General features: G+C 61.2%; 12 protein-coding genes. 3 read left to right on the forward strand and 9 right to left on the reverse strand.

What is annotated here, in order from left to right; all coding sequences use genetic code 11:
* The first annotated feature begins 147 nt into the window (after nt 1-147).
* Nucleotides 148-2,163, forward strand: a complete 2,016-nt coding sequence (locus AACU78_RS24415) for a c-type cytochrome (RefSeq protein ID WP_106578244.1) — start codon at nt 148-150, stop codon at nt 2,161-2,163.
* Here the strand turns inward: AACU78_RS24415 and AACU78_RS24420 are convergent.
* On the reverse strand, nt 2,157-3,407 hold the full coding sequence (locus tag AACU78_RS24420; protein WP_106578245.1) for a 2-aminoadipate transaminase: 1,251 nt from the start codon (nt 3,405-3,407) through the stop codon (nt 2,157-2,159). The genes AACU78_RS24415 and AACU78_RS24420 overlap by 7 nt on opposite strands.
* Nucleotides 3,408-3,496: 89 nt before the next feature.
* The gene (locus AACU78_RS24425) at nt 3,497-4,390 is read right to left on the reverse strand and encodes a LysR substrate-binding domain-containing protein (RefSeq protein ID WP_106578246.1); all 894 of its coding nucleotides are present in this window, start codon (nt 4,388-4,390) and stop codon (nt 3,497-3,499) included.
* Nucleotides 4,391-4,534: 144 nt separating this feature from the next.
* Here AACU78_RS24425 and AACU78_RS24430 point away from each other — a divergent pair, with 144 nt between their 5' ends.
* Nucleotides 4,535-5,563 (forward strand): amino acid ABC transporter substrate-binding protein, encoded by a 1,029-nt coding sequence (locus AACU78_RS24430; protein WP_106578247.1) that lies wholly within the window; start codon nt 4,535-4,537, stop codon nt 5,561-5,563.
* Between the two features lie 28 nt (nt 5,564-5,591).
* Here the strand turns inward: AACU78_RS24430 and AACU78_RS24435 are convergent, their stop codons facing one another.
* The 6 genes from AACU78_RS24435 to AACU78_RS24460 all read right to left on the reverse strand — a co-directional run bounded on the left by AACU78_RS24435 (nt 5,592) and on the right by AACU78_RS24460 (nt 12,604).
* Nucleotides 5,592-6,605: a sensor domain-containing diguanylate cyclase gene (locus AACU78_RS24435; protein ID WP_106578248.1), complete on the reverse strand. Its 1,014-nt coding sequence runs from the start codon at nt 6,603-6,605 to the stop codon at nt 5,592-5,594.
* Nucleotides 6,606-6,746: 141 nt separating this feature from the next.
* Nucleotides 6,747-8,642: a hypothetical protein gene (locus AACU78_RS24440; protein WP_106578249.1), complete on the reverse strand. Its 1,896-nt coding sequence runs from the start codon at nt 8,640-8,642 to the stop codon at nt 6,747-6,749.
* 106 nt (nt 8,643-8,748) lie between these two features.
* Nucleotides 8,749-8,940, reverse strand: coding sequence for a hypothetical protein (locus tag AACU78_RS24445; protein ID WP_106578250.1), 192 nt, complete (start codon nt 8,938-8,940; stop codon nt 8,749-8,751).
* 234 nt (nt 8,941-9,174) lie between these two features.
* Nucleotides 9,175-11,418, reverse strand: coding sequence for an ATP-binding protein (locus AACU78_RS24450; RefSeq protein ID WP_106578251.1), 2,244 nt, complete (start codon nt 11,416-11,418; stop codon nt 9,175-9,177).
* Complete coding sequence (locus AACU78_RS24455) at nt 11,415-12,029, reverse strand: biliverdin-producing heme oxygenase (RefSeq protein ID WP_106578252.1); 615 nt, start codon at nt 12,027-12,029, stop codon at nt 11,415-11,417. The genes AACU78_RS24450 and AACU78_RS24455 overlap by 4 nt, the downstream gene beginning before the upstream one ends.
* Before the next feature lie 194 nt (nt 12,030-12,223).
* A complete protein-coding gene (locus AACU78_RS24460; protein ID WP_106578253.1) occupies nt 12,224-12,604 on the reverse strand; it encodes a response regulator in 381 nt (126 codons plus the stop codon).
* 178 nt (nt 12,605-12,782) lie between these two features.
* Here AACU78_RS24460 and AACU78_RS24465 point away from each other — a divergent pair, with 178 nt between their 5' ends.
* A complete protein-coding gene (locus tag AACU78_RS24465; protein WP_106578254.1) occupies nt 12,783-13,157 on the forward strand; it encodes a c-type cytochrome in 375 nt (124 codons plus the stop codon).
* Here the strand turns inward: AACU78_RS24465 and AACU78_RS24470 are convergent, their stop codons facing one another.
* Entirely contained in the window at nt 13,158-15,179 is a 2,022-nt protein-coding gene (locus AACU78_RS24470) for an LTA synthase family protein (RefSeq protein WP_106578497.1), read from the reverse strand. It lies immediately after the preceding gene.
* Between the last annotated feature and the right edge of the window lie 1,058 nt (nt 15,180-16,237).

Consider the following 16,237-nt stretch of genomic DNA (forward strand, 5'->3'; position numbering starts at 1 on the left):
GGTTGTCCATCAATTTGGCCCTGACCCACATCAACACCGTGCGCGACAAAAGCCGTTACAACACACAAGCCTGATGAACCCATAAAAACGATGACCTACCTGCGCCGAGGAGACCGCTCCAGGCCAGGTTATTAAAGGATTAATGCCATGGCCTTTTCCCTGTCGCGCCTGGCCTTGCTGGGGGCGACGCTCTGTCTGGCGCTACCCCTGCACGCCGCCTCCACCGAAATCGAACACGGCAAATACGTTGCGCAACTGGGCGACTGCATCGCCTGCCATACGGCCAAGCAAGGCAAGGTGATGGCCGGCGGGCTGGCCCTGAGCACGCCGATGGGCACGATCTATTCGAGCAACATCACACCCGACCGTGAGTCCGGCATCGGCAGCTACACCTTCGAACAGTTCGACAAGGTGATGCGCGAAGGCGTGACGCCTGCAGGCGTGAATCTTTACCCGGCAATGCCCTATCCGTCCTACGCCAAAATGAGCGAAGAGGACATGCGCGCCTTGTACGCTTACCTGATGCAGGGCGTTGAGCCGGTGCAACAGGCCAACCTTGAGGCGGACATGGGCTTCCCGTTCAATCAGCGCTGGGGCCTGGCACTGTGGAACGTTGCCTTTCTCGACACGCAGCCGTTCCAGCCGGACCCGAGCCGCAACGAGGTGCTCAACCGTGGCGCCTATCTGGTCCAGGGCCTGGGCCATTGCGGCTCCTGCCATACCCCGCGCGGCATCGCCTTCCAGGAAAAAGCCATGAGCGATGAGGGCCGCAGTGGCCGGCATTACCTGGCTGGCGAAACCGTCGAGCACTGGCGGGCCCTGAGCCTGCGCAACCTGTGGACCGTGGAAGACACCGTGCAACTGCTCAAGACCGGGCAGAACCGCTTCGCCACCGTGGCCGGCAACATGGCCGATGTGATTCACCACAGTACTCAGCACTTCAGTGACTACGACCTCACGGCCATCGCCAGCTACCTCAAATCCCTGCCGCCAGGCGAAGACGATCTGCCAATGCCGTCGGTGGCCCGTGCACCCGCCGCGCCGCCGGCCGACTTGTTTACCAGCCGTGGCGGCTTGGGTTACCTGCAGTTTTGCAGCGACTGCCACCGCAGCGACGGCGGCGGCGTGAAAGGCCTGTTTCCACCATTGGCCGGTAACCCGAGCATCGCTGCCAACGACCCGACCTCGCTGCTGCACATCACCCTGACCGGCTGGAAGACCGCACAAACCGCCACCCACCCACGGGTCTACACCATGCCCGGTTTCAGCCGGCTGGCGGACTCGGAAATCGCCGAGATCCTGAGCTTCGTGCGCACCCGCTGGGGCAACGAGGGCACGCCGATCAGCGCCGCCCAAGTGAAAACGCTGCGTGACCAACTCAACCCCGCCACCAGCGATTCATCGGCCTTCGAAACCCCGCGTCTGGCCGACTTGCTCGCCGCACCGAATGCTGACCAAGTGGTTCGCGGCATGCGCCTGCACCTGCAGACCCAGGCGCTGCTGCCGGAGAACGTCGGCAATGCGCTCAACTGCACCAGTTGCCATCTCAACGCTGGCACCGTGGCGGACGGCTCGCCGTTTGTGGGCGTGTCGGCGTTCTTCCCCAGCTATGCGCCGCGTGCCGGCAAGGTGGTGACCCTGGAGGAGCGCATCAACGGTTGCTTTCGTCGCTCGATGAATGGCAAACTGCTGCCGCCACAATCGGCGGATATGCAGGCGATGGTCGCGTACTTCGACTGGATGAAAAACAACACCCGCCCCGAAGACAAAGTCGCCGGGCGCGGTGTGGGCAAGATCGACCCTTCAATCAAGCCAGACCCGGAAAACGGCCAGCAGGTGTACGCCAAGCAATGCGCGGTGTGCCACGGCGACAACGGCCAAGGCCTGGCGCGTGCCGACGGCGAGCAAGTGTACCCGCCGTTGTGGGGCGAGCAGTCGTTCAACATCGGCGCCGGCATGGCGCGGCCGTACACGGCGGCGGCGTTCGTCAAACGCAACATGCCGATTGGGTTCCACGAGAAATTCCCGTTGGGGCAGGGTGGTTTGTCGGACCAGGAAGCCGTGGACGTCGCGGCGTATTTCTCCGGCCAACCGCGCCCGGATTTTCCGGACAAGGTCAAAGACTGGCCCAACGGCGGCAAGCCCGCCGATGCGCGCTACTGAGTCAGCTGCTTGAGACAGGCCTCAAGGATATCCAGGCCTTCCTCCAGCACCGCAGGCTCGGTGGTCAGCGGTGCCAGCAGACGGATGATGTGTCGCGACTTGCCGCTGGGCATTAGCAGCAAACCGGCATCCCGCGCCAGGCCCAGCAGTTGGCTCAGTTGCCTGGACGCGGGCGAGCCGTCGGCATTGGCCAGCTCGATGCCGCGCATGGCACCGACGCCGGTCAGGCGGCCCAGATAGGGCACACCTTGCGCACGCCATTGTTCATAACGGCTGACGATGGCTTCGGCCTGGTGTGAACCCCAGGTTTTCAGGTGTTCATCCGTCATCGCGTCCAGCGTGGCCAATGCGGCCGCGCACGCAATCGGGTTGCCGGAGTAGGTGCCGCCCAGGCCGCCTTTGGGCAAGGTGTCGAGCAAGGCTTTGCGCCCGACCACCGCGCCCAATGGCACGCCGCCGGCGATGCTTTTGCCGAGCAGGATCAAGTCCGGTTCAATTCCAAGGCGCGAGAAGGCGAAGCGCTGGCCGGTGCGGCCGAAGCCGGACTGGATTTCGTCGGCGATCAGCAGGATGTTTTTCTCATCACAGAAACGTCGCAAGGCCTGGGCGAATTCGACGTCCAGGGCCAGGAAACCGCCTTCGCCCTGTACCGGCTCGATGATGAAACAGGCCACGTCCTCAACGTCGATTTCCACGCTGAACAGGCGGTCCATGGCCTTGAGTGCTTCGGCACAACTCACGCCGTTATCAACGCTGGGGTAGGGCAGGTGGTACACCGGCCCAGGCAATACACCGACCTTTTGCTTGTAGGGCGCTACCTTGCCATTGAGGTTGAGTGTGGCCAGGGTGCGGCCGTGAAAGGCACCGTCAAACGCGATCACCGCCGTGCGGCCAGTGGCGCCGCGCACAATCTTCAACGCGTTTTCCGCTGCTTCCGCACCGCTGTTGGTGAGCATGCCGCTTACCGGGTAATCCACCGGGATAAACGCGGTAAGACGGTCCATCAATTCGATGTAGGGCGCGTGAGGTGCGGCGTTGAACGCGTAGTGGGTCAGTTTGGTTGCCTGCTGCCGAATCGCCTCGACCACGCCTGGGTGGCAATGCCCGAGGTTGAGCACGCCGATGCCGCCGACAAAATCGATGTAGCGTTTGCCCGCGGTGTCCCAGACCTCGGCGTTCTTGCCGTGGCTGAGAATGATGGGGTGGACGGTGGAAATCGACTGGCTGATGGTTTCGTGGCTCATGAATCTCGGACTCGGCAATGGCGGGCGTCTTTTTATCTAAGCCGCGCGCCCGGCCTTGCCGCAAACGAAATAAAGTCGCCGTGTCATTATTAAAAGTCGGGATGTGCTTTTAAGTAGTCCACCATCCAGTTCAAGAATGCTTTTACCTTAGGGACCTCGCCGGCGTGTTCGGCATGCGCGATAAAGTGCGCGCCGGCGCTGGGCATTGTGTAATCCCAGGGTGTCATCAGGCTGCCACTGGCCAACTCTTCGGCCACCAGGTACTGCGGCACCAACGCCACGCCGTAGCCCGACTGCGCTGCGCGAATGCACATGTAGAACGTGTCGAAACGCGGCCCGTGATAGCTGTTCTGCGAATGCAGGCCCTGCTCCAAAAACCACTCATGCCAGGCTTGTGGGCGTGACGTGCATTGCAGCAAGGTGTGGCGCGAGGAGGCATCGCTGCCTTCGGCGACAAACCCCGGTGCGCAGACCGGCACCACGGCCTCGCGAAACAGCTCGATGCACGTCGCCCCCGGCCAAGAGCCCTGGCCGAAGAAAAACGCAATATCGGCCTTGGCCTGCAACACGTCGAAGGGCTCCAGCTCGTTGCGCACATCCAGGTGGATGTTCGGATATCTGGCCGCAAAATCCTTGAGCTTGGGCACCAGCCAGCGGTCGCCGAAGGTCGGCTGGGTGGCGATGCGCAGCACTTCGGTCTCGCCGCCGTAGGTGAGGATGTAGCGGCTGGAAATGTCCACCTGAGTCAAAATCTTGTGGACCTCGGCGAGGTACAACGAGCCCGCTGGCGACAGGTACAGACGCTGGCGCACGCGCTCGAACAGGTTGTGGCAGAGCATCTCTTCGAGCTGCGCGACCTGCTTGCTCACGGCACTTTGGGTCAGGTGCAGCTCTTGGGCGGCGCGGGTGAAACTCAGATGGCGGGCGGCGGCTTCGAAGCACTGCAGGGCGGTCATCGAAGGGGTCAAGCGTTTAGAGATCATGCAGTTCATTCCAAATCGGAAGGAGCCTTTGCCTAAAGGTCGTTTGTGACAGGGGCGTAAAGCCGTCGATACTGCGCGGCCACACTATAAACCGGCGCGGGCTGTGCGGCGCCGAATAATAAAGATCGACAGGGAGTGCCTCGCATGAACAACCTCAAGACCACCTTGGCCGCACTCACCGCTGCCGCGGTCGTAGGCCTGGCGGGCAGTGCCCACGCCGGCGTGACCCTCGACGCAATCCAGAAAAAAGGCTTTATCCAGTGCGGCGTCAGTGACGGTTTGCCGGGCTTCGGCGTGCCGGACGCCACCGGCAAAATGACCGGCATCGATGTAGACGTGTGTCACGCCGTCGCCGCGGCGGTGTTCGGCGACGCCTCAAAAGTGAAGTTCAGCCAGTTGACGGCCAAAGAGCGCTTTACCGCGCTGCAGTCAGGCGAAATCGACTTGATCTCACGCAACACCACCTGGACCAGTTCCCGTGACTCGGGCATGGGCCTGGTGTTCACCGGCGTCACCTATTACGACGGCATCGGTTTTCTGGTTAACAACAAGCTGGGGGTGACCGGCGCCAAGCAACTCGACGGCGCGACTATCTGCATCCAGGCCGGTACCACCACCGAGCTCAATGTCTCGGATTACTTTCGCACCAACGGCATGAAGTACACGCCAATCACCTTCGACACCGCCGACGAAAGCGCCAAGGGTCTCGAAGCCGGGCGCTGCGATGTGTTGACCACCGACCAGTCGGGCCTTTACGCGCAGCGCATCAAGATGGCTCACCCGGATGAGTTCGTGGTGTTGCCGGAAGTGATCTCCAAGGAGCCACTGGGGCCGCTGGTGCGCAAGGGCGATGACGAGTGGTTCAGCATCGTCAAATGGACGCTGTTCGCCATGCTCAATGCCGAGGAAATGGGCATCACCTCGCAGAACGTCGAAGCGCAGGCCAAATCCAGCAAGAACCCCGACGTTGCGCGGCTGCTGGGTGCCGACGGCGATTACGGCAAAGACTTGAAACTGCGCAAGGACTGGGTGGTGCAGATCGTCAAGCAAGTGGGGAACTATGACGAAGTGTTCGAGCGCAATATCGGCCAGGGCAGCGTGTTGAAGATCAAGCGTGGGCTCAATGCCTTGTGGAGCAACGGCGGCATCCAGTACGCGCCGCCGGTGCGCTGATCACGCCAAGCCGGTGTGGCCGCTGTATTTACTCCGACACCACGTCCTTTCCCGCCGCCTTGGATCGATACAGCGCTTGATCGGCGCGTGCCATCAAGGCGGCAGGGGCCTCACCCATACGACGCTCGACCACACCCAGGCTCAGGGTCACTTTGAAATCGCCCACGGCAGGTATTTCGGTGATTTTCTGCCGCACGCTTTCGGCCAGTTGCTTGGCCGAATCGAGGGTGCTTTTGGGCAGCACCACCATAAACTCGTCACCGCCCCAGCGCGCCAGCAAATCACCGGGCCGCACACAGGCTTCCAGGTTCTCCACTACCCGAATCAAGGTCCTGTCGCCGACGCCATGGCCGTGTTGGTCATTGATCGGCTTGAAGTCATCGATATCCATGGCCACCAATGCCAATGGCACGCGGAAGCGCTCGGCGCGCTCACATTCCTCCAGCAGCACTTTTTCCAGGCGATACCGGTTGGCGATACGCGTCAGGGCGTCCTGTTCGGCCAGGGAGCGGTTCTCATCCAGCTGCAATTGCAGTTGCTGATTGACCCGAGACAATTCACGGGTGCGTTCGGCCACCAGAGCCTCCAGCGATTGATTACGCTTTTGCAACTGTTCGATGGAGTTCTTGCGGGTGTGAATATCGCGGTGGGCGCCGACCATGCGGGCTACCGAGCCGTCAGGGTTACGTGCAATGACGTAGCCCCGGTCTTCGATCCACAGGTAGCTGCCGTCTTCTTTTCGGCAGCGGTACTCGGCCTGGTAATGGGGGGCGCGCTGATTGATGTAGTCATCAAACACGGCCATCACGCGGGGGTAATCCTCGGCGTGGATCACACTCTCCCAGGTGAACACAGTGTTTTCCAGGGAGTGGCGGGGGTAACCCAGCATTTCGTACCAACCGGGGTTGCGGTAGACGAAGCCGGTATTGGCGTTCCAGTCCCAGATGCCATCGCTGACCAGTTCCATGACGGCATGCAACATGTCGGCGTTGAGTTCGGAAAAGTCATTGCGCAGCGGGTTATTGCCGGAGGTATCGTCCATCTTTGCGCTTCCCTGCGTGTGCTGGTTTATAAGGCCAGTCTTCGTTGACGCCGATACTCCGTGGCTGGCGCTACTGTACATCGGGACTTGCGCGGTTTGAATAGGGCGGCTGTGCTGCTTTAGATGTATGGCTATGAGCCATTAATTCGGCGCCAGCATCCTCGTCCGAGGCTTTCCATCGGCGTTGTGCTGGTAAATCGCCTCCGGTTGGCCGTGGTCGTTGAAAAACACCTGACCGATGCCCGCCGAGTTCCACAGCCGTTCGCCCGCTTCGGCATGTTCCGGAATATGGGGCACCACCTGCATGGTACGGCGGCGTGTGAACCAGTTGAGCGGTGAGCGTGGTGAGTAGAGCCAGCGGTTCAGGCGGTCGAACCATTCCAGCAGGCATGGGGGGAACTCGTTCTTGATGCCGCTGCTGGTGATCTGCCAGATTCTCGGCCCGCCGTTGCGGTGGCGGATGAGCACTTCGTAGACGAACGAGTAATGCACGTCGCCCGAGAGGATCACGTAGTTACCCGGCGTGCGCGAGTGGCGGAAGATGTTGAGGATTACCTGGGCGGCACCGCGATGGGCCATCCAGTTTTCGGCGTCTACCAGCAGCGGGTAGCCGCACCAACTGAACACCTTCTGCACGGTTTCGATCAGCTTGACGCCAAAGATCGGCGCGGGCGAGACGATGATGGCGCAGGGGTGGTCCAGCAGTTCCTGTTGCAGCTCGCTCAAAGCTTCCCAGTCCAGCAGGCCGGAGGGCTGCTTGAGCGTGAACTCGCTGCGCCAGCGGCGGGTACGGGTGTCGAGCACCACCAGGGCCGGTGTGGTGGGCAGCACGTAATGCCAGTGCTGGAATTTCAGCAGCGCTGCCAGCAGGCCATCTTGCAGGGCGGCGTCCAGATGGTTGCCTTTAACCTGGTTGGCCAGTGCCTGGGTTTGGCTCAGCAGCTCAGCAAATACATCCGGCTGGTTGCCCCAACCCTGGCACAACACGTAGGCGAGCAGGGCATTGCCGATAATGCGCCTGGAAAACGGGTGGCCGTAGGCGGTTTCCTCCCATTGGGCACTGAGGTTCCAGTCGTCGGTGATGTCGTGATCGTCGAAGATCATCAGCGTCGACAAGTGAGCCAAGACCCGTGCGGCGCCCGGCAACCCGTGTCGGAATTGATCAATGGGCACCTGTTCGCGGGCATAACGCTGCTGCTCCTCGGCGCTCAGTTGCGGTGGTTGTGGCGTGATCAATTGCCAGGGCGTGGGCGACCAGGCCAGCAAGTACATTGCAATCACCTCGGCAAAGCTCACCAGGTGATTGTCGGCCGTGCTGCTGGTGAAAATCGGCTTCTTGACGCCACCAAAAAACCGCTCGCGCAGGGTCTCGTTGCTGTCCAGCGCCGGGAGCAGGTCGGCGCGATGGTAATAGCTGGCGCGGTGCCCGTAGAGGCTGGCGCTGTCAGTCACCACCGCACCCTCCAGGTATTCGTCAAACAGGCCCAGTCGCGCGATCAGCGCATGAATCGCGCGTAGCATCGGGCCGGCGACATCGTCGGCGTAGATCTGGTCACCGCTCATCATCAGCAAGGCCGGGCGTTCGGCCGGCGTGTGTGCGTCGGCCAGCAGGCGGTCGACGCACAGCAGGCCGTCGTCGGCTCGGTGGTGCGGTTTGCGGCAGGAACCGTGTACCAACTGGTGGATACGGCTGTGCAGCACGAAGTTCGGCTGCCGGGCGTCGGCATACAGCAGGTGCGGCGCCCACTCGGCGATGCCCAGGTTGTCGATCAGCAGGTCATAGCCGATGACCACGTCCAACGGCAGGGCGTCGTCCAGCGCCACGTCGAGCAGGTGAATGAAAGCGTGGCGCCCCACCGGCACGACTTGGCATTGGCCTTGATCCAGGCGGATATCGCGGCTGTGTTCGGCAACGTGCAGCCTCAAGGTCGGCGACAGCTCACGGCTTGCCACTAACCACAACACCAGGCGGCGAGGCTCCAGCCGCCGTAACAGCGGCCCGGAAAGAACGGCGGGCAGTGTGCCTGCTTCAAGCATAGGGGTGAGAACTCTGTGCAGGAAAGGCCGGCAGGTTAACCCAGCGCATGTCAGTGTTTTGTTAAGGGATGGCGGGGGCGGGATGGCTTGCCCCGCCTTGCATAGGCTAGAGCAGATTGCCCTTGCCCAGGCTTTCCAGGTTGCCTGAGCGGTTGTCCTTGTCTGGGGCATTTGCGCCGCTCAGGCCTGTGGCTGCCGCCTGATCGGAGCTTGGCTTCGGCGGTTGTGGGGGCGGCGTGGCGTTGGTCAGCTGGATAGTGTTGATGTAGTTCAGATTAGCGCTGAGAAAAAAATCCATTGGGGTGTGCTCGGTAAGGCCAGGAAAGTGTTGTTACGTTGCGAACGCGCACAGAACTTACAAAGCCTTGGCTGGCGCGGCTATACACGCGTTGGGTCAAAACGTGACAAGGCTACCGGCCACCAATCCGTGGCGGGCGAGACGCCCAGCGCCGGGGTGGTGTGTTGCCGGTATCGCCAGCCGGCCTGATGTGGAGAGCAAGCCCGCTCGCCACATCAAGTGCACTTGCCGCTGTCAGGGGTGTGCCCCCTCAGTTCCCCTGGGCACCGTAAAGCGAAACTCGCTGCCCCGGCCGACCTCACTGTGCGCGTCGATTTGGCCGCCATGGGCCTGGACGATGCCCTGAGTGATGTACAGCCCCAAACCACTGCCGGTCGGGTTGTTTTCGGTCTGGGTCCAGTAGCGATCAAACACATGCGGTAACTGTTCAGGCGCAATGCCTTCGCCGGAATCGCGCACCGAAAACACGATCTCTTCGTCATTGCTCATGGCGCTCACGCCGATGTTTCCCTGGCGCGGGGTGAACTTGATGGCGTTGCCGATCAGGTTCGACAACACCTGGAACAGGCGCTCAGGGTCCCCGTTGATCTGCAACCCCGGTTCCGCGTTGAACGACAGCTCGATGCCTTTCTCCATCGCCAGCGGCGCGAGCAGGGCATAGGCTTCTTCAAACATCTGGCTGACGTCCAGCACCACCGGCTTGACCACATAACGGCCCGCCTCGATCTTCGAGGTGTCGAGCAAGTCTTCCAGCAGCACGTTCATGCGCCCTGCGGCCTGTTGCATGGTGTCGATCGCCGAAGAAATACGTCGCGAAGTGTGCGGGCCTTCGGAGCTGAACGCCTTTTGCATCATGCCGCAGAGCATCGAGATAACGGTCATCGGGTTACGCAGATCGTGGGACACCACGGCCACCAGGTCATCGCGCGCGCGTACGGCTTGTTGTTCGCGTAACACTTGGCGGGCGAGATCATTTTCCAGGGCTGAACGGCGCAGGTCGTTGGCAGCAAACCGGTCACCATGGCTCCATTTGGTGGAGATGCCGGCCATTTCCACTTTCCAGATTTCAAACGAGGTCCGTGGGCGAAGGCGCAAGCCAGCGTCTGACTCTTCCAGATTCAACGGCTTGTCCGGGTTGCCGCTCCAGTTGATGTTCTCTTTGACTTCCGGGCGAAACCACAGCACGCCGTTATCCACAGGCTTTGGCAGGCTCATGGCCAATACGCCACTGGCCACGTGCTGGAACTCGGCGGCCGGCGGGTACACCGAAGTCAGGTTGTGGGTGGAAAACACCGGTTCGCCGCTGGCTTGCAGCCATGCGTGCAGCGCGCGAATCTGCTCGGGCTGCGGGCAGTTGCCGTAACGGTGCAACTGTTTGTCCTCGATGATTGCCACGCCGCCCGACAGGGTCAGGTCCATCAGGACTTGCGGCTGCTGGGCCAGGCCGTCGAACACGTTTTGTTCGGATGCTTTCATCGCGCGATCAAGCAGGGCCAGGGCCTCGACTTTTTCGTCGCGTTGGCGGCTCAGGTCCAGGGCTTCCATGGCGCTGATCTGCAACGACAGCACCTGGCCGATGGTTTGGCAGGCCAGGCGCAGGTCATTGGGCACCAGCAGTGGCTCGCGATTACCGCAACTGATCAGGCCCCAGAGCTTGTCGCCTGCCATCAAGGAGATGCTCATGGACGACAGCACGCCCATGTTCTGCATGTATTGGCAGTGAATCGGCGACACGCTGCGCAGGGTCGCAAAGCTCAGGTCCAGCGGTTGGCCGGTGTCCGGGCGCAGCTTGGGCAGCAACGGCACGGGCTCATAGGCGGCATTCGGGATGATGCGCAGCCAGTTGGTGCGGTACAGCTCGCGGGCCTGCTCGGGGATGTCGGACGCCGGAAAGAACAGCCCGTTGAACAGCTCCATGGACGGCGCCGAGGCTTCGGCGATCACCTGGCCATGGCCTTCCTCTTCGAAGCGGTAGATCAGCACCCGGTCATAGCCGGTGATGGCCTGGATTTCATGCACGCTGATTTCGTACAGCGCTTGCAGGGTTTTCGCTGACTGCAGACGTTGCAGCATCTTGCCCAGATCGCTGGTGCGACCCTTCAGGGCTCGCGGTTTGAAATCTTCCAGGCGCGGTTCGAATTCGAGCACCAGCACCTCTTGATGGCGGTGCAGCAGGCCTTCGAATTGCGCGCCGTTGAAGGTGACATGCAGCGCTGGGCCGTCGGAAAACGTGTTGTGTTCAGCCATGGTCTGCACGGCTTGAGCATGTTCTGCGCCCATCAGCGTGTGCAGCGGCTGACCCAGCAGCGACTCGGGCGTGTGACCGAACAGGCTGCCAACGTTGGCGCTGACCTGAATGATGCGCAGGCCCGGCTCCGACAACGTCAACAGCACGCCATGGGGCTGTATCGCGCCGGGGGTGCGGATGGGTTCGTCGGCACAGTTGGCAAGCAGTTCTTCAAAATCTTCGGGTTTCATAGCAGTACCTCCTGGCTGACGAGCCAATGCTCGAAGCCGCTGAATGTCGAACAAGCTGCCTGCACTGCGCGCTGTTTGGCGTGCGCATCCAGGGGTTGGCGGCTCAGGTAATCGAGAAAGTCTTTCCAGCGTCGACCGGTCTCGGCGCCGTATACATTGAGAAACGCGCCGCCGCGTTCGGCGTCGATGCCCAGGCGCTGGGCCATTTCCCGGCGCAGCACTTGGCCACCCAGGGTTGCGCCTTCCAGTACATAGAGGGCACCGAGGCAGGCAGCAGGGGTCTCGAACAGGGGGAGGCTGGAACAACGGGGCAGGGCGGTGATGGCGTCGTCAGTCAACCCAAGGGCGTAAAGATCGTGCAGGAGTGTGGGCGTTTTCACACGCAATGACGTATCGAATCCATCGGGGATCAAGCCACTGTGATACAGCGCGGCTTCCATCGGCTCATAAAAACCGTAGTACGCCTGAAGCAATCGTCGGTACCAGTCGGCATCCAGACGCTTGGAAAAAAACGGCAGGCGTTTTTCCAGCGCCACATGCAGCAAGCCAGTGCCTGAACGTAACGCTTCCAGCAATGAGGGCGCACTGACGTCAGGGGCCTGTGAATGCATTCAATGAGCTCGAACTGTGGGCCTTTCGGCCATGAATGACGCTGTAAATGGGCGACGATTCTACACAACTCATTGCCATCACCTGTGCGCACTAGGCGAAAAGGCTGACCGGCGGATCAGAAAAGTCACTCCTTGCGTGATTAATGACCACGGAAAAGCACCTCAAGTTCGCTTTCGGTGATATCGCGGCGATATCAGTGCAGGGACATACCCTGTTGGTTCAGCGCCGTTTGTACGCACTCAACCAGGTGTTCGGCGCTCCACGGCTTGGGTAAAAAACGCACGGAGCCGCCCAACTGCGCCGCCAGCTTGATATTGCCGGAGGTCAGCACCACGGGCACAGACGGCCAGCGATGCGCCACCACCTTGCTCAAGTCATAACCATTGAGCAAACCGGGCATCTGGATATCACTGACAATCAAATCCACGGGGTCGTCGCCGCGCTCCAGGTAAATCATCCCTTCATCCGCCGAAGGAAATGACGTGACGTGCGCCCCGAAATCCTCCAGTACATCCACCATTAACGAGCGAATGATCTCGTCGTCTTCCAGCACTAAAATCGATGGCTGAGCCATGATCCTTACTCCACCATCAGGGTTCAGTAAGGTGGAGTGGGGCGGGCGTGAATAGGTTCGATTGGATATATTCCGGGCGATGGATGGTCGTTTTAGAGCGGTCAGGAAGGCGTTGCCCGCAGCGGCATACGTCGCTTGCAGGCATAATCGCCCCACCGTTGCCTGATGTGGAGCCTTCATGAAGCACGCCTTATTGACCCTCGCCCTGATTCTCACCACTGGCCCGGCTTTAGCGGCAGGCGATGCGGAGGCGGGCGGTAAGCTTTTCAGCAAGACCTGCGGCGGTTGCCACAGCATCGGCGAAGGCGCGCGCGGCGGCTTCGGTCCGCAGCTTAACGGCATCATCGGCCGCCCTGCCGGCACCACCACGGACTACCAGTACTCCGACGCGATGAAAAACTCGGGCGTGGTCTGGACCCGCGACAAACTCGCCGCCTATATCGAGGCGCCAAAAAAAGTCGTCAGCGGCACGCGCATGATCTTCTGGGGCATCAGCGACCCGCAAAAGATCGAAGACATCCTGGCCTACCTCGAAACCTTCCAGCCCAAATGATCACTCGCGCACGTTCCTGAACAGCATCAACCGCGCACTTTCATGCAGCCCGCGCGTCAGGCCCTGCAGGCGTTGAAACTCTTCAGGGTGCTGCTTGGCCACGTCTTCGCGAGGTGTTTGCGACGCCAGGTCATGCAGGGTTGGTGAACTGCCATCGTGTTGCATCTGCAACAGGAAGTCCTGGGTCACGCCGCCGATAATCGGGACCGTGCCCTCGTGCAACACCAGTGGCACCACACGTTCGCCTTCCGGGGCCGGCTGCTGGATGTCGCGGCCCATCGCGCCAGTGCGAAAGGGGATGCCTGCCATGCCGGCGACTGTCGGCAACAAATCCGCAAGGCCCACCGCCTCTTCAATCACCCGTGGTTGCAGGCCCGGCGCGTGGATCAGCAACGGTACGTTGTTGCTTTCAAGACCCAGTTGCTCGAAGGCCGGGGCCATGTGCGGGATCTGGCTGATGCGGGTGTTGTGGTCGCCGAAGAACACAAAAATGCTGTTGTCGTACCAGCCGCCGGCCTTGGCGATGTCCATCAGGCGGCCGATGTTGAAGTCCAGCAAACGCACTGCGTTGTACTGCTCGACGCTGCGCGAGCCAGCGGCCTGGGCCTGTTCCAGGGTCACGTCTCTGACCTGGAAGCCGTCGTTCTGCTTGGGAATGGTGAACGGGCGATGGTTGCCGGAGGTTTGCACGTAAGCGAAGAACGGCCTGTCCTTGGGCACGGCGCGCAGCAGTTGGTCGCCCTCCTTGAACAGGTCCAGGTCAGAGATGCCCCATACGTCCACCCGCGGTGAGCGCCAGTAGCTTTCGTCAAACAGCTGCACGCCATCGATGCTCTGGCGGATCAGCGCATTGATATTCGCCCAGCCAGCGTTGCCGTTGATCATGTAGAACTTCTGGTAGCCCTCGAACGCGTTGATCAACGTGTGCTGCCGCGTGATCAGCGGGTTACGCGTGGCGGTCTCCTGGCGGGTCACATCGGGCACGCCGGTGATGCTCGCCCACACGGTTTTGGCGGTGCCGGTGACGGGCACATAGAAGTGTTTGAAGAACCAGCTTTGCGTTGCCAACGTGTCCAAGTTCGGTGTGGGGTTCAGCGGGTTGCCGTAGGCACCGACGGCGCTGGTGCCGAGGGATTCGAGCATCACGAAAATCACATTGGGCGGGCGCTCGCCTTGCAGACGGTAGGGTTGCACGCCTTGTTCGCGGGTGAAATTCAGTTGTTGGGGATCGGGCTGGTCAACGCCCAGATACTTGGCAACCTGCGAATAATGTTCGCGCACTGTGGCTTCATCGAATTGCGCCTGGCCGACCTTGAGCGTGTCGTACAAAAACAGCACCGGGTTCAGGCCCACGGCGGCAACCTGGCTGTTGCCGGAAAAAAACGCATCGCTCCAGCGCAGCGGCACCGGGTTTTCCAGGTTGAGGTTGGCCACGCGGCCAAGCAGCGCCAGCAGCACGGCGACAACGCCGACGACGGCCACACAAGCCACGGCCCATTTGCTGATGACTGTGGGTTCGCGATCCAGGGTCAATCGCTCCAGACACACCAACGCCCATACCCACAGCGCCACGGCGGCCAGCCAGCAGGCGGTTATCCACAGCACCGGGTAGGTTTCCCACACCATCTGTTGCGAAATCTGTGCGTCTTGCAGATAGCGCAACACGGTCGCGTTGATGCGCACGCCGAGGTAGGCGTAGTGGCCGAAGTCGATGATGTACACCAGGCCGACCACGGCCAGGGCTACGACCAGATAGCCGCGCGCCAGCCAGCGCAGGGCGGGCAGGGTGGTGAGGTTCCAGCGGGGAAGCCAGGCCAGCACGGCCAGTGGCAACATGATCAACACGGCCAGGCGCAGGTCGAAACGCAGGCCGATGCCCAGGGTCTCCGCCAGCGCCGGAGTGTTTAAATCCAGACCGGAAAAGCTGATCAAAAACACCAGCCGCAGAGCCGCCAGCAACGCAAATACCAACCCGATCGCGCCCATGCCGTAGCGCAGGCGACGTGATTGCAACACACCCATCATTGACCTCTACTCAGTCTCACAAACACCACACAGCAAATGTGGGAGCGGGTTTGCCCGCGAAAGCGGTGGTTCAGTGCCAGCGTGGTTGCCGGACACGCCGCCTTCGCGGGCAAGCCCGCTCCCACAGTTTGAGTTGTATTAACCGGGTGACTACGCAGTAGCCCGCCAGGAGCGGATCGACTCCATTTCATCGCTCCTTCCCAATTTCCAAAACGACACCACTCCAATGTGGGAGCGGGCTTGCTCGCGAAAGCGGTCTATCAGTGCCAAAGTTGTTGCCTGACACGCCGCCTTCGCAGGCAAGCCAGCTCCCACAGTTTGGATCGTGTTAACCAGTGACTACGCAGTAGCCTGCCAGGAGCGGACCGCCATCGGTGACTTTCCCCAATCTCCAAAACGACGCTGATCAAAGGTGGGAGCGGGCTTGCCCGCGAAAGCGGTTTATCAGTGCCAAAGTTGTTGCCTGACACGCCGCCTTCGCGGGCAAGCCCGCTCCCACAGGTTGAGTTGCATTAACCCGGCGATTACGCAGTAGCCCGCCGGGAGCGGATCGACCCAATCGGATCGCCATCAGTGACCCTTCCCAATTTCCATAACGACACCACTCCAATGTGGGAGCGGGCTTGCCCGCGAAAGCGGTCTATCAGTGCCAAAGTTGTTGCCTGACACGCCGCCTTCGCAGGCAAGCCAGCTCCCACAGTTTGGATCGTGTTAACCAGTGACTACGCAGTAGCCCGCCAGGAGCGGACCGCCATCGGTGACCCTTCCCCAATCTCCAAAACGACGCTGATCAAAGGTGGGAGCAGGCTTGCCCGCGAAAGCGGTTGATCAGTGCCAAAGTTGTTGCCTGACACGCCGCATTCGCGAGCAAGCCAGCTCCCACAGTTTGGATCGTGTTAACCAGTGACTACGCAGTAGCCCGCCAGGAGCGGACCGCCATCGGTGACCCTTCCCCAATCTCCAAAACGACGCTGATCAAAGGTGGGAGCGGGCTTGCCCGCGAAAGCGGTTTATCAGTGCCAAAGTTGTTGCCTGACACGCCGCATTCGCGAGCA

Origin of the sequence: Pseudomonas sp. R9.37 (assembly GCF_963878885.1) — a bacterium.
Classification (GTDB): domain Bacteria; phylum Pseudomonadota; class Gammaproteobacteria; order Pseudomonadales; family Pseudomonadaceae; genus Aquipseudomonas.